Annotated in this window: 18 protein-coding genes; 8 read left to right on the forward strand and 10 right to left on the reverse strand. The window is 61.9% G+C overall.

Translation table 11 applies throughout. The features are described 5' to 3' along the window. Positions 1–21: 21 nt before the first annotated feature. The 4 genes from I41_RS19360 to I41_RS19375 form a co-directional block, all read right to left on the reverse strand. Positions 22–1068 carry a hypothetical protein gene (locus tag I41_RS19360; protein ID WP_145434573.1) on the reverse strand — a complete coding sequence of 349 codons (1047 nt, stop codon included), beginning with the start codon at positions 1066–1068 and terminating at the stop codon, positions 22–24. Next, positions 1052–3337, reverse strand: a complete 2286-nt coding sequence (locus I41_RS19365; protein WP_145434574.1) for a hypothetical protein — start codon at positions 3335–3337, stop codon at positions 1052–1054. Before I41_RS19365 ends, I41_RS19360 begins: the two co-directional genes overlap by 17 nt. Further along, entirely contained in the window at positions 3334–4863 is a 1530-nt protein-coding gene (locus I41_RS19370; RefSeq protein WP_145434575.1) for a hypothetical protein, read from the reverse strand. Before I41_RS19370 ends, I41_RS19365 begins: the two co-directional genes overlap by 4 nt. 655 nt (positions 4864–5518) lie before the next feature. Continuing rightward, positions 5519–6784 carry a MotA/TolQ/ExbB proton channel family protein gene (locus I41_RS19375; protein ID WP_168207028.1) on the reverse strand — a complete coding sequence of 422 codons (1266 nt, stop codon included), beginning with the start codon at positions 6782–6784 and terminating at the stop codon, positions 5519–5521. 124 nt (positions 6785–6908) lie between these two features. Between I41_RS19375 and I41_RS19380 the strand changes: the two genes are divergently transcribed. After that, on the forward strand, positions 6909–7991 hold the full coding sequence (locus I41_RS19380) for a class I SAM-dependent methyltransferase (protein ID WP_145434577.1): 1083 nt from the start codon (positions 6909–6911) through the stop codon (positions 7989–7991). A gap of 29 nt (positions 7992–8020) precedes the next feature. Here I41_RS19380 and I41_RS19385 read toward each other — a convergent pair whose 3' ends face one another. After that, on the reverse strand, positions 8021–9802 hold the full coding sequence (locus I41_RS19385) for a DUF5060 domain-containing protein (RefSeq protein WP_145434578.1): 1782 nt from the start codon (positions 9800–9802) through the stop codon (positions 8021–8023). 123 nt (positions 9803–9925) lie between these two features. After that, positions 9926–10366 carry a GNAT family N-acetyltransferase gene (locus I41_RS19390; protein WP_168207029.1) on the reverse strand — a complete coding sequence of 147 codons (441 nt, stop codon included), beginning with the start codon at positions 10364–10366 and terminating at the stop codon, positions 9926–9928. Positions 10367–10446: 80 nt separating this feature from the next. Between I41_RS19390 and I41_RS27450 the strand changes: the two genes are divergently transcribed. From I41_RS27450 to I41_RS19400, 3 genes are all read left to right on the forward strand, one after another. Beyond that, positions 10447–10620: a hypothetical protein gene (locus tag I41_RS27450; protein ID WP_168207030.1), complete on the forward strand. Its 174-nt coding sequence runs from the start codon at positions 10447–10449 to the stop codon at positions 10618–10620. Between the two features lie 379 nt (positions 10621–10999). Next, complete coding sequence (gene secA, locus I41_RS19395) at positions 11000–14692, forward strand: preprotein translocase subunit SecA (RefSeq protein WP_145434580.1); 3693 nt, start codon at positions 11000–11002, stop codon at positions 14690–14692. Between the two features lie 52 nt (positions 14693–14744). Next, entirely contained in the window at positions 14745–16082 is a 1338-nt protein-coding gene (locus tag I41_RS19400) for a 3-deoxy-D-manno-octulosonic acid transferase (RefSeq protein WP_145434581.1), read from the forward strand. 11 nt (positions 16083–16093) lie between these two features. On the opposite strand, the gene I41_RS19405 is transcribed toward I41_RS19400, so the two are convergent. Beyond that, complete coding sequence (locus tag I41_RS19405; RefSeq protein ID WP_145434582.1) at positions 16094–16975, reverse strand: rhomboid family intramembrane serine protease; 882 nt, start codon at positions 16973–16975, stop codon at positions 16094–16096. Between the two features lie 186 nt (positions 16976–17161). Here I41_RS19405 and I41_RS19410 point away from each other — a divergent pair, with 186 nt between their 5' ends. The 4 genes from I41_RS19410 (at position 17162) to I41_RS19425 (ending at position 22260) form a co-directional block, all read left to right on the forward strand. After that, positions 17162–18211 (forward strand): ABC transporter ATP-binding protein, encoded by a 1050-nt coding sequence (locus I41_RS19410; RefSeq protein ID WP_145434583.1) that lies wholly within the window; start codon positions 17162–17164, stop codon positions 18209–18211. A gap of 9 nt (positions 18212–18220) precedes the next feature. Continuing rightward, entirely contained in the window at positions 18221–19036 is an 816-nt protein-coding gene (locus tag I41_RS19415) for an ABC transporter permease (RefSeq protein WP_145434584.1), read from the forward strand. Between the two features lie 125 nt (positions 19037–19161). Then, positions 19162–20001, forward strand: a complete 840-nt coding sequence (locus I41_RS19420) for an ABC transporter permease (RefSeq protein ID WP_210421007.1) — start codon at positions 19162–19164, stop codon at positions 19999–20001. Between the two features lie 135 nt (positions 20002–20136). Continuing rightward, positions 20137–22260 (forward strand): prolyl oligopeptidase family serine peptidase, encoded by a 2124-nt coding sequence (locus tag I41_RS19425; RefSeq protein ID WP_145434586.1) that lies wholly within the window; start codon positions 20137–20139, stop codon positions 22258–22260. 102 nt (positions 22261–22362) lie between these two features. On the opposite strand, the gene ispH is transcribed toward I41_RS19425, so the two are convergent. From ispH to I41_RS19440, 3 genes are all read right to left on the reverse strand, one after another. Then, positions 22363–23325 carry a 4-hydroxy-3-methylbut-2-enyl diphosphate reductase gene (gene ispH / locus I41_RS19430; protein ID WP_145434587.1) on the reverse strand — a complete coding sequence of 321 codons (963 nt, stop codon included), beginning with the start codon at positions 23323–23325 and terminating at the stop codon, positions 22363–22365. Between the two features lie 275 nt (positions 23326–23600). After that, the gene (locus I41_RS19435) at positions 23601–23798 is read right to left on the reverse strand and encodes a hypothetical protein (RefSeq protein ID WP_145434588.1); all 198 of its coding nucleotides are present in this window, start codon (positions 23796–23798) and stop codon (positions 23601–23603) included. Between the two features lie 230 nt (positions 23799–24028). After that, positions 24029–25156 (reverse strand): EF-hand domain-containing protein, encoded by a 1128-nt coding sequence (locus tag I41_RS19440; RefSeq protein ID WP_168207031.1) that lies wholly within the window; start codon positions 25154–25156, stop codon positions 24029–24031. Positions 25157–25161: the final 5 nt, after the last annotated feature.

Here is a 25161-nt window from a genome sequence, read left to right on the forward strand (position 1 = left end):
CAAACGTGCCGGCGGACGTTGTCATTGCGCGCTCGACTTGCTGCCGTTCGTTGAGAAGATGATCGGCTGCCCGTTGGGTAACGGCCGAATGGCCAGCGCCACTCCCGCTTCCCACATGGCACGTTTGAGCGTTCGCAGCTCGCCGTAACTGTCGGGGTAGACCCAAGCGGTCACGGCTGGTCGTGCGGTCCTCCGCGCCTTCAGTTGCCGCATGAACGGCGAACTTGGCAACAGCGCCTGGTCGATCGTTTGGCCAATGTCCTCCGAAACCGGCAAGAACACCGCTTGCACTTCCGGCACGGTCTGTTGCGGCATTGGCACTCCCGGCGGGCCTTGCACTGAAACTGTGTGGCGCTTCACTGAAAGCCGCATCCGGAAGCCATCGATCGGACCGTAAACGTCTTCGACCGAGTTCCGATCCCGCAAGCCGCTGCGGATATAATCGCCGCCGCGGGCGCGAAACTCGTCCAAGAGCCCATCGGACGGCACCACCGCCAACATCCCCCGCTTGATCCGCACGTGGATCTCATCCCCCTCCACCGTCTTGGCCAGCGGGGTCGGCACGCATTCGACCTCTTCCACGTCGATCGTCTGCGACACCAGTGAAACCTGCTCCTGCGTCAACTCCGAAAGCTTCATTTCGGCTTCAGCGATTGCCCGCTGGACGTCGAACTGAGTTTTTCCCGCTTCGTCGAGCTTGGCGCGCCGTTCTGCGATTTGCTGCTCTACCGAGGCTTGCAAGGTGAGCAGCGCCTGACGTCGCTGTTCGGTCAGGGCGGCCTGCACGGCGAGGTCGACCATCCGTTCCGCCTCGCGTTCCAGTTCCCTGGTCTCTTTGTTCGCCTCCTCGATCAACTTCTCCAGTTCGCGCGAGTCGACAAGTTGCTCTTTCACCCCAGAGGCCGCCTTCGGCTTCTTTGGCATCATCGCGGCATCGAACTCCGCCGGCCGCGACGCACGCACGCCCACGATCATCACCAGGACGATCAAGATGCCGACCATGTTGCACACAACGTCGATGAAGGAGTCTTGCCCCGGCATCGAGTCGTCGTCATCGTGTTGTTCCACTGCCGGCTCCCTCTTCTGGACGCGAGGCGACTTCCTGGAATTTCACGTCGATGCCGCTGTCGCGCAGCAGGTCGTTCAGCCGTGCGGCGTGCTTCTCAGCGCCCGGCGCCACTTGCAACACGAGCGTCGGCCGCCAATACATGTTGTTGCCCGCCAGGCCCCACTCGTTCATCCGTTCCTTGACCGCCGCTGCGAGCTGATCCAACACGCGATCGGTCGGTTGATGGAACGAAACGGTGGTCGGGTCGCCGACCGGCCCCGAACCTCCTTGGTTCGTAGGCATCACGTCAATCGCCTCGGGCTTGACCACTACGCGGATCGGCCGACTGATCGCTGACGCCCGTCGCGACGCGGCCTCGTTTGCCCAGTTGGCGCCGCGCGATGTGGCGGCGCTCGCCGTCTGGCCGACGTTGTAGCTCACCACGCCGCCTGATGCCCCGTCGCCGCCAGCGCTACTACTGGCGCCGCCTGCCTGTCCCCCCGCCGCGGCGCTTGCCGCGCTTCCTGCCGCGCCGCCGCTCGATCCGGGGCTCCCGCCCCCTGCGGTCGTTTGCGAAGACGCGCCGCCCGTCGGCGACTTGGCGCCGGCGAACGTCGACCCGCCCGTCTGCTCCGTGGAACCTGTGGCCTGCGTCCCGCCGGGCGCTCCTTGGCCCGATTGAGATCCGGCGGCCGCAACCTGCCCACCCGCTGCCCCGGGGCCAGCGCCCTTCTGTCCGGCTTGCCCCGCTTGCCCCGCTTGCGTCGCGGCGGCGCCTGGTTGGCCGGGGCCTGTTCCCCCGGCGACCGTTCCCGCAGGCGTCCCCTGAGCCATGTTGCCGTTTGCGGGATCGCTGGCACTGCCGCTCGCTCCCAGCCCGCCGCTCCCTCCGACGCCGCCGCCGCTGACGCCTTGCCCATCGGTCGATAGGCCGCCGGAGGCGTAGCGGTTAGCGCCCGCTTGCCCATCCTCCGTGCCAGTCCCTGCTCCCGACCCCATTCCGACGCCATTCCCGGCCGCTCCGCCGCCCGCCGACGCGGCGATCCAGTTCTCGCCGTTGTGATCCCCAATCCGATCGCCATCGCCGCCGGGGTGGACCACGCCCTCGAATCCGCCTCCAGCTCCATCTTCGTCGCCCCCGCCGATTCCGTCCCCTTCGCCGCCGCCGACGGCGAGTCGAGGGCCATACCGGCGCGGCGCCGCCTTGGCGAGCATCGCTTGCCGCTGCCGCGCCTGCTCCACCGCATGTCGCATCATCTGATCAAGGCGCGGATCGGGGTCGGGGTATTCGAGCTTCCAGTCGGCGTCGACGAACTCGTAACCAAAGTCCGAGTCCCACGAGCTGATCGCGCTCATCGCGGCGCCGTAGGCGTACGCCCCATCAGGTCGCACGATCAGGAGCGGATAGGGATCGGGCAAGTCGGTCTGTCCAGCCGCCCTGGCGCGGGCGTTGAGCTCTTCGCGCGCCGCCCGAATTGCCGCATTCAGCGGATTGCCCGACCGCAGCGGGCCGTCGAAATCAGCCGCAACCAGCTTGATCCCTTCCGGGTAAATCGTGACGGCGTCTTTGGTGCACTCGATATAGATCGGCCGCCGCATCGTTCCATTGAGGCCTTTGTACGGCACGATCGCGTACGACTTTTTGCCTGTCGTTTCTTTACGCAGCTCTTCAATCTGCTTGATCGTCTCGGCGACCAATGTTTTCAGCCGTTCGAGTTCGGCCTTCGCGGCCTCCTGATCGACGCTCTGTTTCTTCTCGGCCTCTTCCAACCGCTCGAGCGCGACGCGCAACTTGGCAATTTCTTGCTCCAGCCGCCGCTCGTGTTCTTCCAGGTGGCTGACGCGGGCCTCGTCGTCCTTGATGCGCTGAGCCGCATCGACGCGCATCTTCTCGACCTTTTGCTTGTGCTCTTGGATTTCCGCTAAGCGCTTCGCGTATTCCTCGGCAGTCAGCCCGTCGTCGGCCTTCAACAACTTCTCATCGAGCTTGATCTTCGCATCGCCGTTGGGGTCTTCGCCGGCTAGCTTCTTCAATTCCGCGAGCGCGGCCGGCGAGGGAACTTCAGCCTCGGCCTTCTCGCCGTCGACCACCGGCGGCTTGGGCTTCTCGGCTGCCGTCGCGGCTGGCTTCGCGGCATTGGCGAGCGCTTCCTCCAGCGTGACGTTCGTCGCCTTCTGCGCAAGCACCACCAATAGCAACACCAGCGACCCCATGGTGCAGGTGAGCACGTCCAGAAAGGTGAACGACAGGACGCCGCCACCCGCTTCGCTCGTCCGGCGGCGAATCATGCTGCGTGGCTCGTCCGTGTGGCGTCCATCAAACTAATGCCGTCCCGCGCCGAAGTCGGCCGGCCCAAATTCGCACTCAGAAGCTGTAGCGTCGCCGACAAGCTCACCACCGTCTCTTGAAAGTGATGCGACTCGGCCAGCGTCGCCAGATTGCTATTGAGCGCCTCTTCCAGCCGCCGCACCTGTGCCGTGGCGTCGACGACTTTGAGCAGCACCTCGCTCTGTTTGGCAAGTTGCTCTTGGTGCGCCACCGCAAGTCCGGCGGACTCGATGAGCGTGTGCTGCATTTCGCGCAGCAGCTCCTCGCTCTGGTGGATCAACTTCTCCTGGCGACCGATGCCCGCCATCACAGCTTCGCCGATCGCGGCTTCCAACTCGCCAATATGGCGGCGGTTGTCTTCCGCCAACTTTGTTTCCGTATGAGTCATGACGGCCGTGTGATGCTCCAGCGCCTCGGCCAGCGCGCTGGTATGCTGATCGATGTTGTCGCTGAGAATCTCGGCGTGGCGAACGAGCACTCCTTGCAAATCCTCGGTGTGCTTCGCGATGCCGGAGTTCAGCGACTCGGCATGCTTCGCTAGGCCGGCGGAGAGCGCTTCGCCGACTGTGCGGTGGAGCAGGGCGGCCGCAGCGGAGGCTGTTTCTTCCCAACCGCGACCCGCCGCCAGCAGCGTCTTACTCAGCGTCGCATCGTGCCGAGAGATGGCCGACTCAACCGTGTCGAGCACTCGCTCGCACTGCCGCACGATAGCGGCCGCCTGCGGATCGGTCGACGCCGCAATGTATCCGCTTGCTCCGGCAAGTTCGCTCACCGCGGTCGCGTCGACGGCGTCAAGCAACTGCAATTCAACATGTTCGACGCCGATCTTGACGAATGCCAAGACCACCGTGGTCACGATCGCCTGGCCCACGATGGCCAGCGCTGACTGCAACGCCAACGTTCCCGCGACCCCGCCTTCCACCGTCGTATTCCAATCGGGAATGACTGCCGCAATGACGGTGACGGCGCCGAGGGCGCCCACGGCGGGCAACGCGGTGATAATGGTCCGAATCCCGCCGAAACTGGCAGCGAGCGTCGCCCGATCCGCCGCGGCCAGTTGCCGCAACCGCTGGCCGACCGCGTCGGCCGTCTCTGTGGCGCTGCCGCCGCTCAAGCCGTTCCGCATGCGGCGAACGAGGTAACTTCCCTGCATCGAGCGCGGCAGCCGTTCGAGTTCATTCAGTCGGTCGCCAATCGTCTTGATTAGCAGCGCCTCTCCGTCGATTGGTCTCGGCAGGACGCTTCCGAGCGAGCCGTATTGCATCAACACATTCCACGCCCGCATCGCGAGGGAGGCCATCCCAACGCAAAACAGGAACGTGACGGCCGTTCGCAGCGTCGCCCCGTCGCCGGCGAACCAGCGATGGAGGTTGCCGTTCGGTTCGAGATTACGCACCACCACTGCCTGGAAGGCAAAGCAGGCCATCCCGCCCCACACTAGCGGCTGGCGGAGGAGCCATTCGCAGAACGCTGTTATTCGCGACACGTTGAATCCCCTTCTACGGGCGGCTTTCGCTTGGCGCCGTCACGGCGCGCGGCGACGGCGCAAGGTTTCTCTTTCCCATAGAATCGGCCCAACCGTTAAACTCGATGCAGTCGAATCTTGCAAATCTCCATGCTGGCGCCTGCGCCAGCAGAGTACCGTCAATCTGAGCGAAGCGAAGAATCTAGCAGCTCGCTCGGCTTCGCCAGATCCTTCGCTCCGCTCAGGATGACCTTGCCAGTTCACTCCCCGGCAGCCTCCCCGCAATCCGCAAAGATTGCCACAAGCCCGCCTCATCGTTGGTCGATAACTTCCTCCGTCCAAACGGCTTCGTGACGCGTCGCCGGGCGCGACAGTGCACTGAGGCGATCGCTCCGCGATGGCCCAGCGGGGGGACTCTTCACTCATCGCAGGCGCGATGTGATTAGCAGAGGACGCCGCGCTACTAGCGCTTACCGTCCATCGATTCATCCCAGGGGGGAGACAGCAGCCCCGGTCGGCTTTGCGCCGACCGGGCTGTTGTTGTTTTTGTCGGTGCGGCTGGCCCGCGCTGCGACCAGGTGATCCTGAGCGCAGCGAAGAGTCGAGCAAATCAAACGAGCGTCCAGACTCTTCGCTCTGCTCAGAATGACGGAGTGAGATTAGATCGCTCGTCTCGCTACGCCGCCGTCTTGCGACCGTCGCTACTCCGCGCGGTAAGCAAATGAATCGCCCCCGTGAGGCCATGCACGGCGTCTTCAATCTGCCGCGTCTCATGAATGACGCGCAGGTTGTCCGAAAGCGTCGCCTGCAACTCGAGCAATCGGCCCTCGCCTTGCGCGATTTCCTGAATCGCATTGACCACGACGGCGAAATCATTCCGCAGCAGCCCGGCCTTGTCGATCGTCGCCTGAATTTGCGCCATGAATCGATCTTGCCGTTCGCCGATCGCATCTAGAATCTGCCGCAGCCGTTCTTCGCGGACCGCGTCGTAGCTTTCGTGCCGGCTACTGAGCGTCTCCAATGCCTGCGTCCAGGCGTGGCCTTCTTGCTTCTGGCGAGCGTCCAGCCGTTGCAGAATCATTTCGAAGGCCTCGACCCAGGTGGCGGTTTGCCCTTCGAGATTCGCTGCCATCAGTTTCAAGGCGTCGTCATTCGCTTCTTTCACCACCCGCAGGAACGGCGTGAGACTGGCGTCCTTGAGTTCGAAGCGATTGAACAGCTCGTCTTCCACCGTGTGATCGATGTGCTGCAAGATCGCCTTTTCAATCCATTCGCACACGAACTGGCAGAACATCATGCACATCGCCGCGGCCAGCGCGACGGTGGTCGCGTTGAACGCGTGTCCCATCTCGCTGACGACGACGCCGAGCTGGTCGCTCATCTTGTCGAGCGTGATGCCGTTCAGGGCCGTGCCGAAGTGGACCACCGTACCCAAGAAGCCCAGCACCGGCGTGATGCGTACGACGAAGCGAATCAGCGTGTAGCTCGCCGTCATCCGCTCGGCGTCATGATGCGACAGCAGCTGCAGCTGATCGCGGAACTCATTGCCAGCGCCATTCTCGACGACGTACTCTAGCGCGGCCGCGAAGCGACGCCCGATCCGCGACTCACGCAGCCACTTGGGCTGGGCATCGACGATCTCCAGCAGTCCAGCGGCAGCCGCTGCCGGCACGCGACCCTTGCGGGCGGGCAGCCACTGGTGACGCAGCGCCAGCACTTCCCGCGGAAAACTGGCCACCTTCCGCAGCACATCCGCCAAGCCCCAAAACGTCAGCGCCACCACGACGTACTCCACCAAATGCTCGGTGGTGTAGCGATGCAGCGTCGAATCCTTCATTCCGGGACTGAGCAGGATCGCGTAAAAAATCGCGGTGCAGACGGCGCCAATCAAGAACGAGGCGTCGAGCGCCGCGAGCAGCGGATTCTTGCGACTTCGAGGCATGAGGATGCAGACCTTTTCAAGGTGGCGGTCGTAACGCCAGCGCGAGCGATCGGACCGTCTCGCGCGAGGCGGGCGGAGTGTATAATCGCCAGCCGATTTCCGCACAACCCGACCTGTCGCACAAATGCCGCCCGAATTGCCTAGCTTGCCGCCAACGCGCCCGGCGGAGTCGCGAGCACTGGCGACGGCCATCGACCTGCTGGCAGCGCAACGCGACATTCGCCGAATCCTCTGCACCACCGTGGGTCGCGCTCAGGGAGCGCTCGCCGTCGCCCGGGCCGTTGCCTCAAGCGAGGTCATCTGCTGGTTCCTCGATCTCTTTCCGCGGCAGCTTGCGTCCACGGTGATCGTCGATGCTCCCGCCAACCTCACGCTAGCCTGCGCGGCAGACGCTCCTTCGGGACCGTTTCAAGCAGTGCTGCTCCCGTTCTCCAAAGCAGGCGAGGCAGAGCTAGCACGCGATCAGCTCCAGTCGGCGGCGCTGGCGCTAGACGCGGGCGGCGTGCTCATCGCGGCCGTCGACAATCCCCGCGATCAATGGCTGCGCGAGCAATTGAGCGATCTGTTTGCCAAGGTGACCGTGCAAGCATACGACGACGCAACGGTCTATGTCGCGCGAAAGCAGCGCGAACTCCGCAAGGTGCGCAACTTTCGCTGCGAATTCACGTTCCGCGACGGCGAGCGTCTGCTACGCGCCCTGAGCCGACCTGGCGTCTTCGCGCATCGTCGACTTGATCCCGGCGCTCGCCAGCTGATCGACGCCGCAGAGGTTCAACCCGGCAGCCGCATCCTCGACATCGGCTGCGGCGCAGGAACCGTGTCACTTGCGCTCGCCTCCCGCGAACCCTCCGTTTCCGTCCACGGGGTGGACGGCAACGTCCGCGCCGTCGAGTGTACGCTGGCTGGCGCCGCGTTGAACGGCCTTACCAACGTCACTGCCGAATTGAGTTGCGACGGCAACTTTCGCGGGGCAGGGGAGTACGACTTGGCCGTCGCCAACCCGCCTTACTACGCCGACAATCGAATCGCGGCGCTGTTCGTCGCCGCTGCGCAGCGTTCGCTTCGGCCCGGAGGTCGGCTCCTCATCGTCGCCAAGCGCGCCGACTGGTATGCCGCCACTATGCCTGAACATTGGGATAACGTCCGGCATTCTCACAGCGGCAATTACGCCATTGTTCAGGCCTTCCGCCGTTCCTCCGCCGAGTAACATGAACTCCGAATGGAGCGGCGCTCCGCTCACTCGGCGTGCTTGCGAACGATCGTGAACGCGACGTCGTCGCCAATGTGCTGCGCTCGTCCATTCTCGTGCACCAGCTCGGGAATGTTCACCGTCAACGTGCCTTCCGTGCAAGCGACCTCGTCCGGCTCCATGTAAACCCCGCGCCTCGTCCGATAGAGACGGACCTCGTAGTCGCCTGGCTCCAAGCCGCTGATGGTGACCGTTTCCCGAGCGACGCTTGACGCGGGGTTCGCAAACCAGCCAAAAATGAGCTTCTCACTCTGCATCGCCCAGGCATCGCCGGAGGAGGCGGCGACGGCGAGCGGTTTCCATTGGCCGCCGACGAAGTCGATGTCACTGACGAATCTGGCGAACGCGCGGAGTTGTCCCGTCACAATGCTGTCGTTGAGATACGGCGAATAGTTCCACCAAAATGGCGTGGCGCAACTCCCGTTGGCCAGCGCCGACCATAAGGCATTATGGTAAGTAGCCTGATAGCCCGGCATCCCAGGTTCATAGTACGTGTGATCGAAGCCGCACTCGCCAATGATTGCCGGCTTCTCGAACTCGGCCCACAGCTTCGCGGTTTGCTCGGCATAGTTGCGGTATGACGCCCGTAGCGGATGATCGTGGATCAGGTCGGGCTTCCCCCCCTTCGGCATCGGAAACTCTTGGGCTTCGTAAATCTCTCGGGCGCCAATATCGAAGATTTCGTATCCCTCTTTCCACCAGTGGACGACATGTCCGCTCTGCGTCCCAGTTGTCGGGCGGCGGTAGGGGTCGTGCTGGTGAAAATAGTCATTCATTCGCCGACACCACTGAAGCGCGCCAGCTTCATCGGCCTGGAAGCCTTCCGTGCCGTTGATCTCATCGACGACAAACCACATGAACAGCGACGGGCTATACCCCCAACGGGCAATGATGTAGCGATAGAGATTCTGCTGGTGCTTCCAAGCGTCGTCGTTGGCGAACCAGTCCCGCGCATCAACGATATTACGGTAGGGATTACTGCGATAACGGTCGTTGCCGCCGCCCCACATCGCCTCGGAAATGTAGGAGTGGAAGACGAGGTTCCATGCGATATGGATATCGCGCTCTTCGCACCAGCCGAAGATTTCATCCAACCTGCCGGCGCGGTCCTGATCGTAGCGACCTACGCCCGACCCCGCCGTCTCCAACGGCGTCGGATAGAAGCATATGAAGTTCACGCCGAGCCGTTGAAGTTCATCGAGCGCCGTCTCGGAAATCTGACCATGGCCGCGGCGATGATAGTCGTCGTTGTACCACAAGCCGATGCCGTAAAAGCTTGAACCATCGCTATGCTGCAAGTAGCGCCGATTTTCCGCGATGTTGACGAACCCGCGACGCCGACTCGGACCGACGCGGAACGTCGCCGGCTCGGTTTCAGCCGTCCCCTCTCGATCGCGGACCTTCACCACATACGACCACTCGCCTGACTCCGTCGGCGTGAATCGCACCATCCATTCGCTATCCCAATTGGTGGGATTGTAGAAACCCCAGATCTTCCAAATCTTGCCCGACGGCGCCGTGAACTCAGCCGAAAGGTCGATTTGTTCCGCATCGAACGGATTCTCAAAACTCGCCTTGAGATCGATTTCAAGTTCGAATTTTTCGTACTGGCCAAGCTTGCGCGGCTGCACGTTGCGACCGGCATTCTGTAGGCGCGCATACCATGCTTCGCGATGGATCGTCGGTTCGACCGAAACCAGCTCTGGCGGTTCGGCGCTAGACGGCGCTGCCGCAGCAGCAAGCATCATGGCCAGAAGAAGTCGCGGCATTTTGATTTCACTTGGGCGTCGTGGCTGGATAAGTGTACGTTCGATCGGACACAGGCCGTTAAAGTAGTTTAGCAAGCGGCCGATGACGACCCGATTTTACCTAAATCACTACGATCAAACAGCTTAGAGGAGGCGCTGCATCCGGGAATGGGTGACCGAGCCGAAGATCGTCGGACCCACGCCAACAACTATGTAACCGAGCGCGCGGTAGAAGCCGACCGCCTCGTCGCGAGCGTTTAACACGGCGTACTTGGCGCCCCGTTGCCGAGCAATCTCCTCAAGCCTACGGACGATCAGCCTCCCCAAGCCTTCGCCCCGCCGCGATTCAGCGACGGCCATGTAGCGGATTTGAGCCTCTTCCGGGGAATTCAACTGGATCCGGCCGGCGGCGATCGCCTCGCCCGAATCGCCGAAGATCACCGCATGCTCGGTCCCGCTCCCCGGTCGATCGAGGTCATCCCGTTCGCTTCCGCGAGGTTGTTGGAACGGATCGCGCAGGACCTGCCAGCGCAGTGCGAAGTAGCGTTCGAATTCCTCGGCGGTGCGTGGCGAAGTGACTTCCATGGCCACCAGTATGTTTCCAACCGCTATCCCGCCAAGGCCTCCCGTTGCCATTTCCCGGGCCAATCGGTACTGTGCTGGCCATGCAAGCTGCCGCTAGACTTCTCCAACTCGCCGGTCTGACGATACCTGTCCTGGCGATGGTCGCCCAGCTCATGAACCGCATTCGGGCTGGCCAAATGCTGCAGTTCCTCGTCGTCGCCGTTTGCCTATTCAGTGCAGGCTACATTCTGCAAGTCTACGGGCCGCGGAAGTAACTCGCCTATTGATTGCCGAGACCCCAGCGGACGCGGCCGATTTGCCCAATCGCGCCCGTCGCCGCGACCGGCAAGCTCGCCTTGACCCTGCCTCTGAATCGCTATAAACTTTTTGCTGCGATAACGTTGCGCTGATTTTGCGCGCGTCGGACGAAGGTCGGTCTTCGCCCCGCGGGCGCGATTCTCATAGAATTTGCGATTCGGGCGATGGGGTCGCCCTTGCTGCTTGCAGCCGTCGGCGCGCCGTGGCATGCCCGCTGGGTTCGTCGGCTGGACAGCCTCTCAATGTCGAGAGTCGCTCTGCCAGCGGCCCGCGTCGACTGAGCAAACCTCGGCGGCGGCCGAAAGCCATTCATTATTTGAGCGTATTGGGTAGACGATGGAAGTTCTGGAACGCATTTGGGAAATCATCGCCGGGTTCTTTAACGGTATTCTGGGCCGTTTTGAACGAGGCATCACGGCGCTGTTCGGGTCCGCGAATGCGCGCGTCCTGCGCCGCTTGCAGCCGAAGGTCGACGCCATCAACGCGCTGGAACCGAAGTACCAGGCGATGACCGACGAACAATTGCGCAACCAGACCGCCGAGTTCCGCAAGCGTCTCGACGCCGGCGAATCGCTCGATGATCTCCTTGTCGAAGCATTTGCCGTCTGCCGCGAGGGTGGGCGTCGATTCCTCGGCATGCGCCATTACGACGTCCAACTTATCGGCGGCATGATTCTCCATGAGGGAAACATCGCCGAAATGGTCACCGGCGAAGGTAAAACGCTCGTTGCGACGTTGCCCGCCTATCTCAATGCCATCAGCGGCAAGGGCGTCCACGTCGTCACCGTGAACGACTACCTCGCTCGTCGCGACATGGAATGGATGGGACCGCTCTATACCGGACTGGGTCTGACCGTTGGGAACATCCAGAGCGGCATGGAATCGGGCGAGCGGCAGCAGTCGTACGCCTGCGACATCACCTATGGCACGAACAACGAGTTCGGGTTCGACTATCTGCGCGACAATATGCGGGTCGCCGCCCGCGGCGACGACAATTTCCCGAAGCGCGACCAACAGGCGCAAGGCGTCCTCAACTACGCCATCGTCGACGAAGTCGACAACATTCTCATCGACGAGGCGCGGACGCCGCTGATCATCTCCGGTCCGGCCCGCGACGACGTCACCAAGTACGTCAAGGCCGACAAAATTGCCCGGCAACTGAAGCCGGAGCTCCATTTCGAAGTTAAAGAAAAAGAGCACAGCGCCCACCTCACCGACGCGGGCGTCCGCGAGGCCGAGAAGCTGGCTGGCGTCGAGAGCTTCTACACGGCCGGCAATATGCAATGGCCGCATCTCATCGACAACTCGCTGAAGGCCCACCACCTCTACAAGCGTGACGTAAATTACGTCGTGCAAGAGGGGCGGGTCATCATCGTTGACGAGTTCACCGGCCGTTTGATGGAAGGCCGCCAATGGAGCGACGGACTGCATCAGGCCGTCGAGGCGAAGGAAGGCGTGCAGATCAAGGAAGAGAACCAGACTCTCGCCACGATCACCCTGCAGAACTTCTTCAAGCTCTACAAGAAGATCTCGGGCATGACGGGCACCGCCCTTACGGAAGCCGGCGAGTTCTGGAAAATCTACAAGCTCGACGTCATTGGCGTGCCGACGAACCGCCCAATGCAGCGCCTTGAGCACCCTGACGTCATCTATCGGACCGAGAAGGAAAAGTTCATCGCTCTCGCCGAGGAGATCGAGCGTCTCAACCGCCACACGACCGTGCAACTGAAGAACGGCGAGTTCTTCATCGGCAAGCTGAAGAGCGAGGACCAAGGCGCCGTCGCCGTTGAACTCGACGAGACTCGCAAGATCGAAACGATCTCGCGTGACCGCATCGCCGAGATCCAACATCCTGGCCGGCCAATTCTGGTCGGCACAGTGTCGATCGAAAAGAGCGAACGTCTGTCGAGCCTGCTCAACAAACGCGGCGTGAAGCACGAAGTTCTCAACGCGAAGCACCATAAGCGCGAAGCCGAGATCGTCGCGCAAGCCGGCCGCCTCGGCGCCGTGACGATTGCCACGAATATGGCTGGCCGCGGCACGGACATCATTCTCGGCGGCAACGCCGAGACGATGGCATGGGCCCAACTACAGGATAAGTACCCGACGCGACTCGAAGTTCCGCACGACGAATGGGAGCAGCTTGTCACCTCCATCGAGCGTCGCGAAAAGATGAAGGAGGAAGGCGTACAAGTCAAGCAATTGGGCGGCCTCCATATCATCGGCACCGAACGCCATGAATCGCGCCGCATCGATCTGCAGCTCCGCGGTCGTTGCGGACGTCAGGGGGATCCCGGCAGCAGCCGCTTCTACCTATCGCTCGAAGACGACCTGATGCGAATCTTCGCCGGCGAGTGGGTGAAAAATGTGCTCACCCGACTCGGCATGAAAGAAGGCGAAGCGATCGAGAGCCGCATGGTGTCGCGTCGCATCGAAGGCGCCCAGAAGAAGGTTGAAGAACGCAACTTCGAAATTCGCAAGAATCTGCTCGAATACGACGAGGTGATGGACGAGCAGCGGAAGCGGGTCTACGGCTATCGTCAGCGAATTCTCGATGGCGACAACTGCCGCGATCTGATCCTCGCAATGATCAACGAGCAGGCCGACGCGGCCATGCAAGTGTTCCTCGACGCCGACTACGGCGCGGACTCATTCGCTGCAGCCGCCGGCAATCTGTTGACCGTGGAACTTAATCCTCGCGACTTCAAAGGCGCAAGCTTTGACGACGCCTCGCGGATCGCTTCCGACGAAGCGACGCGCAAGGCCGAGTCGCAGGTGCTCGACGCCATTGAGGAAAACCTTCCTGAGGAGTCGGACGACGAATCCGAATGGAATTGGGTCGCGCTGGCTCACTGGGCGAACACCCGTTGGGGCACGAACTATCGCGACCGAGATTTGAAGAAGATCGGCCGCGACAAACTCGACGAACAGCTGATCGAGGATGCTCACAAGGCGATCGAGAAAGTTGATCTGAGCAGTTGCGCCCGTTACTTGGAGCCTGGCTACGGCATCCGGACGGCATGCGCCTGGCTGCACGATAAGTTCGGCGTTGAACTATCGCCGGACGAAATGGCGAAGGTCGACGCTCGTGAGTTCCGCCGCATTGCGCTCGATCGCGCGGCCGCCGCGTATGCCGAGCGCGAATCGGAGTTCCCGGTGCTCGCCGGGCTCTACCGGTTCTCGGGCCGCGCCGCTGGCCAACAACAGCAGGGCTTTCAACGCGAAGATCTGGTCGAGTGGGCGAAGCGCCGTTTCGGCGTCGAGCTTTCGCTGGACGACTTGAAGAACAAGCAGCGGGACGAAATCCGTCAACTCTTGCTTGTTCATAGCCGTGAGAACAATGTCCTCGCGACGAAGGTCGCCGCCGAAGCGCAAAAGAAGGTCGATGCCCTCTTTAGCGACGCCGGCGCGCAAGTGACGCTGGGACAAGCGACGGGAAACAACGGCAAGCTCACCGATCTGGCGACATGGCTCCGCGAGTCGTGCCACTGCGATCTGACGCAAGAAGAGTTGGCGAAGCTTGACCACGAAGAGGCCCGCCGGCGCGTCTCGCAACTGGTCGAAGACCGCTACCGCCCCGAGATGCGTCGCCTGGAGCGGACGCTGCTGCTGCAGATTCTCGACCAGGCTTGGAAAGAACACCTGTTGACGATGGATCACCTTCGCTCGAGCGTCGGACTCCGCGGCTACGCTCAGATCGATCCCAAGGTCGAGTACAAGCGCGAAGGCATGCGGCTGTTCGAGACGATGTGGAAGTCAGTCGGCAACTACGTCACCGACCTCGTCTTCAAGATGGAACAGCTTGACGAGAACTTCGTCGGCAGCACCTGGGTTGAGCCGCGGGCGATCAAGGAAGAGGCTCCGCCGTCGACGCCGCTGCTGGACCCCGATCAGCAGGCGGGAATCGACGGGTCGCAGGCGCCGAGCAAGATCGAGCCGATCCGCAATATGGGCGAAAAGGTGTCTCGAAACGCCCCTTGCCCCTGCGGCAGCGGCAAGAAGTACAAGAACTGCTGCGGCGGAAACTAGTCGCGTCGTTGCAAATCGATTGATCGAGCTACGGCCGGGAAAGGATTCCCCAATGTCGCGACTCGCTAGCTTCGCCCTCAATGCCCTCTACCTAACGCTACTAGTCATCGCGTCGCCGTGGATCGTCTGGTCAGCCGTGCGCACCGGTAAGCATCGCGAAGGCTTTGCGGCCAAGTTCCTCGGGTTGGCTCCGCGTCGCGCGGGCAATCGGCCTTGCGTGTGGCTGCATGCCGTCAGCGTCGGCGAGGTCAACCTGCTGGCGACGACGATCGCCGAGATCGCGGCACAGCGTCCTGATTGGGAGATCGTCGTCTCGACGACGACAAAGACTGGGTACGACCTGGCCCGCAAGAAGTACGCCGATCGCACCGTCTTCTACTGTCCGCTCGACTTCACCTGGGCGACCGCGACGGCCATGCGGCGCATCCGGCCGACGATGCTGGTGCTCGCCGAGCTAGAACTCTGGCCAAACCTGATCGCTGCCGCCAAGCGCTGCGGCGCGAAGACGGCGATCATCAACGGCCGGTTAAGCGACAAAAGCTTCCGCGGATACCGCCGCGTCCGGGCGTTGGTCGTCCCCAGCTTGCGTCGCATTGACTTGATCGCCGCGCAGAACGAGGAGACCGCCGATCGATTCCGCCAACTGGGTGCGCGCCCTCATTCAGTTCATGCCACCGGCTCGTTGAAGTTCGACGGCGCGAAAACGGAGCGCAACAATCCTAAGACTATTGCGCTGCGTGAGCTTGTCGGCTTGTCGCCTCAATCGATCGTCTTCCTCGCCGGCAGCACTCAAGATCCTGAAGAGCGTTACGCACTGGAGATTGTTCAGCGACTCGCGCCCGCGTACCCGGACTTGCGTTTGATTCTGGTGCCGCGACATCCGGAACGTTTTGAGGAAGTCGCGACGCTGCTCCGCAACCACGGCGTCGCTTGGCGGCGGCGAAGCGAGCTCGGCGCGGAACCGAGTCGCACCGCCGCGACGAGCGATTGGCGGGTGCTGCTCGTCGATACAATCGGCGAACTTGGCGCCTGGTGGGGCACGGCGACGATCGGCTTTGTCGGCGGCAGCTTTGGCGACCGCGGCGGACAGAACATGCTCGAACCTGCCGCCTACGGCGTGGCGACCTGCTTCGGGCCAAACACTTGGAACTTTCGCGACATTGTCGGGCAACTCCTGGCCGCCGACGGCGCCCAGGTCGTGCGCAGCCCGGCAGAGTTCGAGGCTTTCGTCCGGCAGTCGCTCGACTCGCCGGAATACGCGCAACGTCTCGGCGAGCGCGCTCAACGCTTGGTCGTCAGCCAACAAGGCGCAACCAGGCGCACCGTGGAACTAATCTCGACGCTGGCCGCTGAACCGACGAGAACGGCGACAGCTCGCCATGCTGCGTAGCGCGGCCAACGTTACACGACCGGCTCCTTGTCGATCACATGCTCATGGTCGCGAATATGATCGGGACAATAGCAGCGTTGGCCTGAGCACTTCGAGCAGTAGCGGAACAGCGTCCGCGGCGACTCAACGCTGCTAATGCCGCACACGGCGCACACATGCCGTGCCGCGGCGGTGGCGCGTTTGGCTTGCGACTGAAACGTCCGCTTGCGCTGACCCTGGCGCCATTCGCGAACGTGCTCGCCGCCGAAGAACAATAGGTAGTTCAGAATCGTCGCGATAATGAGCGCCCGATCCATCGAGTTACCAGTGACCAGCACATAGGCGTAGCTGATCCATGCCAGGAGCGCCAACCACTTGATCCGAATCGGCAGGACGAAGAACAGATTGATGATAAAGTCGGGGTAGAGTCGAGCAAACGCCAGGAAGACGCTCAGGTAAAGAAAAGAGTTGGGAGCGGTGATCGACGCGAGCACAAGTTTGCTGCCGCCAATCTCTTGCACCTGCGCCCCCAAGAGGGCGGCTCCGAGAAAAGCAGCAGCGACGTTCGCAATATAGCCTACTAGCAAGAATAAGTTGTACTTGAACGTTCCCCACTGCTGCTCAAGCGTCGATCCAAATAAATGGAGCAGCGCGAAGTAAAAAATGACGAACAGAGGGCCAATGTTCGGCGGCGTGAACATGAAGGTCGCAAGTCGCCAGACTTCGCCTTCCATCACTTTCGCCGGATCGAGCATGACGCGATCGAGCGAGACGCCCTGGAGGCGCATCCCTAGCTTTGTGGGCAAGTTGGCCATGTACAATACCGCCTGGCCGATGATCAACGTGATCGTCACGTTCGGAACGGCAAGCCAACCGAAGCGGCGTTGCAAGCGATCAATGAAGGTCAGCGGCATATCGGCAGGGTAGGGGGAAAGCAAGGGGACCTAATCGCTTCCGCGTTCCAGTAGTAGAACCCGATATTATGGACCGTCCGCAGCGCGTTGACCACCAGCAGTCGACCTGGATCGGCACGATGCCGACCATGGGCGAAGCCGCCGGCTCTGTCCTGCTCGCGCGGCGCTGCCTATAATCGGCTGCCTATGAGCGTTATCGAGATCCACGGACTGCGCAAGTCCTATCGCGTCTATCAAAAAAAAGAGGGGCTCCTCGCCTCGTTCAGCGGCCTATTCCACCGTGAATACCGCGAAGTGAACGCGGTCAAAGGGATCGATCTCACGGTCGACAAGGGCGAGTTCGTCGCCTTCCTCGGCCCAAATGGCGCCGGCAAGACGACGACGCTCAAACTGCTTTCGGGAGTGATCACTCCCACCGCCGGCGAGGCCCGCGTCCTGGGCTACGTCCCCTGGGAGCGCGAGAACGATTATCGCCGTCGATTCGCCCTGGTGATGGGACAAAAGAATCAGCTCTGGTGGGATCTCCCGGCTCAAGAATCGTTTCAACTTCACCAGAAGATCTACGGCATCGAGCCGACGGCATTCAAGCAAACGAAAGACGAACTCGTCGACCTCCTCGGCGTCGCCAAACTCCTCGGCCAGCCGGTGCGCGAGCTGTCGCTCGGCGAACGGATGAAGATGGAGTTGATCGCCGCGCTGCTACATTCGCCCGAAGTCCTCTTCCTCGACGAACCGACGATTGGTCTCGACGTCGTCGCGCAGCACAACATCCAGAAGTTTCTCAAGCACTACCAACAGGTCCGCGGCATCACGATTCTGCTGACGAGCCACTACATGAAGGACGTGGCGGCGCTTTGTAAGCGCGTCGTGATCATCGCCGGCGGCGAGATCGTCCATGATGGCTCGCTGGAAGGTGTGATTGATCGCTTCAGCGATTATAAGATTCTCACCGTCGACTTCGCCGACGATCGGATGCCAAGCGATCTGGCCCGCTTCGGCGAGGTGCGCGAGCTCGCTCCGCCGCGGGCGAAGATCGAAGTCGATCGCAATCAGATCGCCAGCGTCCTTACCAACGTCCTCGCCAATTACTCCATCCTCGACGTCAGCGTCGAGGACCCGCCGCTCGAAGAGGTGATCGCCAGCCTCTTCGCACTCACCGAAAAGCAACAGCGCGATTCGCAAGATGCGAACATCGCGACGACCGCAGCCAATGTTGCCGCCGCAGGCAAGAATTAGGAACCCCCGATGTTGGCCCGCGCCCAAATCTGGTGGACCGTCTTCACGATGTGCGTCGCCGAACGGCTGGCGTACCGCGGCGACTTCGTCCTCGGGACGACGATGCGGTTCCTGCCGATGATCACCCAGATTTTTCTCTGGACCGCCGTCTTCGCCTCATCCAGCAACGGCACAATGGTCGGCTTCACGCGAAACGACATCGTCGCCTACTACTTGCTGACGATGGTCGCCCGCGCCTTTTCCAGCATGCCCGGTTTGGCCAGCGGCATCGCCGGACAGATTCGCAACGGCGAGATCAAGAAATTCCTGATCCAGCCGATTGATCTCATCGGGTTTTCGTTGTTGGCGCGGATGGGTCACAAGCTCGTCTACTACGGCGTGGCGCTCGGCCCGTTCGCACTGGTTTTTTACCTCTGCCGCGATTACTTCCCCGGCTGGCCGCCGGCGGAGTACATGGCGGCGTTTCTGCTGTCGCTCGTACTGTCGTTTTTGCTTGGCTTCTTCCTGGAAGCGTCGCTCGGGCTCGCCGGATTCTGGACGCTGGAGATAAGCTCTTTGCTGTTCGTCTACATGCTGTTCAACTTCTTCTTCTCCGGTCACATGTTCCCGCTGGAGATCTTGCCGGAGCCGTGGCGCACCTGGGTCGGTTGGTTGCCCTTGAAGTACCTCGCTTACTTTCCGGCGGCCGTCTTCCTCGAGAAAATTCCGCCGGAACAGCTCTGGCAGGAAATGGCTCTCATGGGGGCGTGGACTCTATTCTTCATGCTCCTCAGCCGTCGCTTGATGCATGCCGGCTTCCGGCGCTACAGCGGATATGGAGGATGAGAGAGATGAAATTCTGAAGGATGAATGCTGAATGCGGAAGGAATGCATTCAGCGTCGCTCTACGTTTGAGATCGTTACGGCTTCCAACCTTCATCCTTCCGCATTCAACCTTCAGCCTTAGTCCCATGCACCGCCCCAACTACCTCGCCGTCTTCTGGATGTTCGCTCGGAACAGTCTCATCCGAGACATGACGTTCCGCACCAATTACATCATTGAAGTCATCTTCGGCGTGTCGTGGGCGCTGATGAACCTGGGGTTCTACACGCTCATTTATCGGCTCATGTACGCCGACGGCGACGGTCACGCCAACATCGCCGGCTGGTCGCAGTACCAATTTTTCGTCTTCATTGCCACCACGATCCTGGTGAACAGCTTAGTCGAAGGGTTCTTCATGGCGAACGCCGAAGAATTGAGCGAACTCACTCGCACGGGCGGTCTCGACTTTGCCCTACTGAAACCCATCGACACGCAATTCCTGCTCTCTCTGCAGCGCGTCAACTGGTCGGCCGTTCCCAAACTAATTCTCGCCCTCGCGCTACTGGCCTACTCGATCCCGCGGATCGACGGGCTGACGCTCAGCGCAATTCAGTTTCTTCTCTATCCCCTCTACATCGTGCTCGGCACGCTGATTCTCTACAGCGTCATGATCGGGCTCGCCGCGACCAGCATCTGGCTCGGCCGCAATCAATCGCTCTACGATTTCTGGTTTTACATCACCAACTTCTCGCGTTACCCCATGGAGATTTACGAGGGAACGTTCGGCAGCCCGTTGCGATTTGTGTTCACGTACATGATTCCAATTCTGGTCGTGATCAACGTCCCTGCGGCCACGCTCGCGAAGCCGTTATCGGCGACGAACTGGCCGCTCGCGGCCTTCGCCGTCTTCGCGACGGTCGCCAGTTTGGCCGTCAGTCGCTGGATCTTTCAGCGAGCCCTGATGAGCTACCGGAGCGCGAGCAGCTAGGCGAGACATGTGCAAAATCGTTCCCATGCTCAATCGCCGTCGCTGGTGTTGATTCACCGGCAAGTAGGGTACGATATTGCGGCCACCGAAGGATCCTGCTCGCTCAGATGGCCCCCAGATTCGGAGAGAATCGCGATGCGTCTCGCCCTGCTTGTCCTGCTCGTTTCGTTTGCTGCTCCCTCCTTCGCCGAGGACGCCAAGTTGAAGTACCCCGACACGCGCCGAGTCGACCAGATCGACGACTTCCACGGCGTGAAGGTTGCCGATCCGTACCGCTGGCTCGAAGACGACGCCCGTACGTCGCAAGAAGTCGCCGACTGGATCACCGCGGAAAACAAGGTGACCCGCGCCTATCTCGACGCGATCCCCGAGCTGCCCGTCATTCGCAAGACGCTCGCCGACATGTGGAACTTCGAGCGCTACTCCGCCCCGTGGCAGGAAGGGGGCCGCTATTTCTACTCCAAGAACGACGGCCTGCAAAACCAATCGGTCCTCTACGTTGCCGATAGTTATGCCGGCGACGGTCGCGTACTGATCGATCCCAACAAATGGTCCGCCGACGGGACGGTCGCTTTGGGCCAGACGGCCGTGAGCGACGATGGCCGGCTCCTCGCCTACACGCGGCAAGAAGCAGGCTCCGACTGGTCGAACATCCACGTCATCGAAGTCGAAACGGGGCGAGAACTTCCCGATGTCCTCAAGTGGGCTCGCCACGGCAATATCGTCTGGAACGCCGCCGGCGATGGCTTCTACTACGCCCGCTATCCGGAACCGCCAGCAGGCGAAAAGTTTCAAGCGCTCTCGCTCAACCAATCAATCCACTTCCACAAGCTCGGCGAGCCGCAGTCGGCCGACGTGTTGATCTACAATAATTCCGAGAACCCCACCTGGAGCTTCTGGATCGCGCGCACCGAGGACGACAAGTATCTTATCCTCTCGATCGCGCGCAGCACCGATCCGCAGAATCAAGTTCTCATCCGCCCCGTCGCCGCCGCGGCCGACGCCCCCTGGACGACGCTCATTGGCGACTTCGAGAACGAATTCGGCTTCATCGGCAATCTCGGCGACAAGATTTACTTCATGACCGACCTCGACGCCGCCACCAAGCGCGTCGTGGCGATGGACGTCACGAAACCCGGTCGCGACCACCTCGGACAGATCGTCGGCCCCGTGAAGGCGACGCTCGAAAACGTCAGCCTGATCGACGGTAAACTGATCCTCCAGTATCTCGAAGACGTCGCCGCCCGCGTCGAACTCTTCACCCCCACGGGCGATCCCCTCGGCGACGTGACGCTTCCGGGCATTGGCACGGCCAGCGGCTTTGGCGGCGACCAGGACGATAAGGAAACGTTCTACACCTTCACGAGTTACACCACGCCGCCATCGGTTTACCGGTACGATTTGACTGCAGGCAAGTCCGAGTTGATTCGTGCCCCGAAGGTCGCTTTCAGGCCCGAGAAGTACGAGTCCCGTCAGGTATTCGCCACGAGCAAGGACGGCACGAAGGTGCCGATCATCATCGCCCACCGCAAGGGGCTGAAGCTCGACGGCGAGAATCCGACGCTCCTCTATGCCTACGGCGGGTTCAGTATCTCGATTACGCCGATGTTCTCCGTCGAGTACGCCGCTTGGATGGATATGGGCGGCGTCGTGGCCATCGCCAATCTCCGCGGCGGCGGCGAATATGGCGAAGAGTGGCACCAAGCCGGCAAGCAACTCAATAAGCAGAACGTCTTCGACGACTTTATCGCCGCGGCCGAGTGGCTGATCGCTGAAAAATATACATCGTCCCCCAAGTTGGCCATCATGGGCGGCAGCAACGGCGGCCTGCTCGTCGGCGCCGTCGAAACGCAGCGGCCCGACCTATTCGGCGCCTGCCTCCCCGCCGTCGGCGTGATGGACATGCTCCGCTACGACCAGTTCACGGCGGGCCATTTCTGGCGTGACGAGTTCGGCGTCTCGACCGACCCCGAGCAGTTCAAGGCGCTGTACGCCTACTCGCCGTATCACAACATCAAACCGGGAACGAACTACCCTGCCACGCTGATCACCACCGCCGACACCGACGACCGCGTCGTCCCGATGCACAGCTTCAAATACGCCGCGGCACTCCAGGCGGCCCAAGCCGGAGATGCGCCGATCTTGATCCGGATCGAAACCCGCGCTGGCCACGGCGCCGGCACGCCGATCACGAAGCGGATCGACCAAGCCGCCGACAAATGGGCGTTCCTCTGGAAGGCCCTCGGGATGAGCAAGTAACGCTAACGGGGTCGGCGGCCTTTTGCCACTGGACGCGTTCCATTCAGCGCATACTCGCCACTGGCAGAAGGCCCCCGACCCCTTCGCACGCTGCATCAAGAATCAGCGCGTCAGCCCCGACGCCGCATCGCGCGGCGTCGCGATCGAGCGCAGTTCCCGCGGCAGCGGGAACGACACCGCCTCCTCGCGCAGCGAGCGAACCTCAATCTGCGCGTCAAAGCGCTGACGCAAAAAGTCGAGCACGCTTTCCACGACGACCTCCGGCGCACTCGCGCCGGCGGTAACCAACACCGTGCCGACGCCCGTGAACCAATCGAGATTGATATCTTGCGCGCCGTCGATCAGAAACGCCGGCACCCCGCGCTCGGCGGAAAGCTCGGCCAGTCGCTGGCTGTTCGAGCTGTTCTGGCTCCCGAGCACCAGCGTTAGCTCCGCATCGGGCGCCAGTTTCGCCACCGCTTCCTGCCGGTTCTGCGTCGCGTAGCAAATGTCGTCCTTCGGCGGGGAATTGATCTGGGGAAAGCGTTCCTTCAGCTTCGAAATGATGCGATTCGCGTCGTCCACGCTGAGCGTCGTCTGCGTCAGGTAAGCGAGCTTCGTCTCGTCGGCGATCTGCAGCCGGGCGACGTCTTCGGGAGACTCAACAAGCACGATGGCCTCGGGCGCCTCGCCCATCGTACCGATCACCTCGTCGTGCCCCTCATGCCCGATCAGCAGAATCGTGTAGCCCTCCTTGGCGTAGCGAATTGCCTCGAGATGCACCTTCGTCACCAGCGGGCAAGTCGCGTCGATCGCCTGCAGCCGCCGGTCGCGGGCGATCTGCCGAATCTCAGGCGACACGCCATGAGCGGAAAAGAGCAGGGTGGCGCCGTGCGGGACTTCGATGAGCTCATCGACGAACGTGACGCCCCGCGCCTTGAAGTGCTCGACAACGTACTTGTTGTGAACAATTTCGTGATAGACGTAGATCGGCGGCGGCAGCGTCTGGAGGGCGAGCTCCAGAGCTTCGATCGCCATATTGACGCCGGCGCAAAACCCGCGCGGACTGGCGAGAATGACCTTCATAACGAGAAGCGGGCAGGGGTGGCGAGTCAGCAGTGTAGGGGAGCGGGCGGAACGGCCCTCTCCAATCATCATACCCCCAGGAGACCCGCGCCAGACATAGCGCGGTTCGATTGGCTCCCGTCTCTTCAAGCCGGGGGATTGAACCAGCGCACCCCCAAGTTTTGTCCCCCAAGCTGACTCCCGCGTCGCAGAGCCGCCCGCAAATTGGCTACATAAAAAAAGCCGTCGGCAGTCGCCGACGGCTTTATTCGTTTAGAACCAAACAATTTTACCGCTTAGCGCGGCCGGCGCGGCGCCTGGCGGGCGACGCCCAAGAACGCCTTGGGGTGAACCCGCGGTACGACGAACTTGGCTTCCAGGTCGCGCAACTGCACATGAATCTCGCGGCCAAACTTCAACAATGCCCCGTCGTCGAAAGTGACCGGCGGGAGGCTCCGATATGCCCCAGCGGGGAGTGGTATTTGATCCGACATGGTGAGTGCCCTTCTCTGATTGCAAGGCTGGCGTTGACCTGTTCCTAGGGTCAAGCGAGCAAGTCGCGCCAACGTTACCGTCTGTACGGTAGACACTTCGCGGCTGTTCACGGTTCGGAGGCGGTTCACGGCCTCAAAAAAATCCGCAAACTTAGCCGACGCGGGATGTGCGGAAGACAAGCAACAGCGCCGTTCCGAGAGCGCTTCGTCGGTGGCGGGCGAAAATTGGCCTAAATCGGGCCCTTTTTCTCCGCTCGCGACTTCCCTTTCAACTTACGCGAAGATTTCCTACTTGGCGAGTCTTCGTTCATGGCGGGGCGCGCGTCGCCGTTGCGGTTTTCCGCGAAGGGCGCCGCGCGAGCCATCCGCTTGGCAACCTGCTGGAGTTCGTCCCCCGCGAGTTCGCCGTCGCCGTTCGCATCGGCCTGCGCGAAGTTCTGCCGCAGTCGCGGCGGCGCTTCGCCCGCGCTGAGAGCGCTGTCACCGTTGCGATCGAAAAGGTTAAGTAGTTGCCGCTTGGCCTGTTTCACGGTAGCCGGTTTTGGTTGGTCGTTTTCGAACGCCGAAATCCGTGCCGCCATCTCCAAAAACTCTCGCTTGTTGAGCCGTTGGTCGTCGTTGCCGTCGCCGCGTCGGATCATTTGGTCAATGAGCTCGGCGAACGGGCCTTCGACTTCCTTGGCGACAATCTGCTGATCCCCATTGGCGTCCAGCCGAGTAAACAGTTTCTCCGCCTGCTTGGGATCGGCCAGCATTTCCCCCGGCTGCGGGTAGGCGTCCATCTGCTCCATCGGGGCCATGCTCGCTTCCGGTATCTCGCTCATTTCCGCGGCAACATCCAGCCCCATGCGCCGGGCGGCAAGATTCGCCACCGCCGTCAATTTGGGCGAGCCGCCCGCGATCTCCCGGCGATCGAGCCGACCGTTTTTGTCGTCGTCGGCCGCGGTGAGCATCTGTTGAAAAGCCCGCTGGTAGTCGGCCGGGATCTCTTCGGCGTCGAGCTGCTGGTCGCCGTTGGCGTCCATCCTCACCAGCAGCACGACGAGGGCGTCGGCGCCCGGCAACCGGCTGCCTTGCTTCTCGACGGTCGCCTTTTCCGCTCGGACTGGCAGCAACGCGGCGGCGAACTCAGCGGCGGAAAGATCCCCATCGCCGTCGCTGTCGCCGGTGCGAATGAGTCGCCTGAACAGGAGCCGCTGCTCGTTGCCAACTTCCTCCGCCGCCAGCCGCCCATCGCTGTTGGCGTCGAGCTTGGCGAACAGCCCGGCGGCCTCGGGTTCGGCGGCGAGCGCCGTGCACGGCATTCCCGCGGCCAGGGCAGTAAGCAGCAGTGAAGTCTGAACCAGGATTCGGCGCATTGTTC

The organism is Lacipirellula limnantheis (genome assembly GCF_007746075.1).
GTDB lineage: Bacteria > Planctomycetota > Planctomycetia > Pirellulales > Lacipirellulaceae > Lacipirellula > Lacipirellula limnantheis.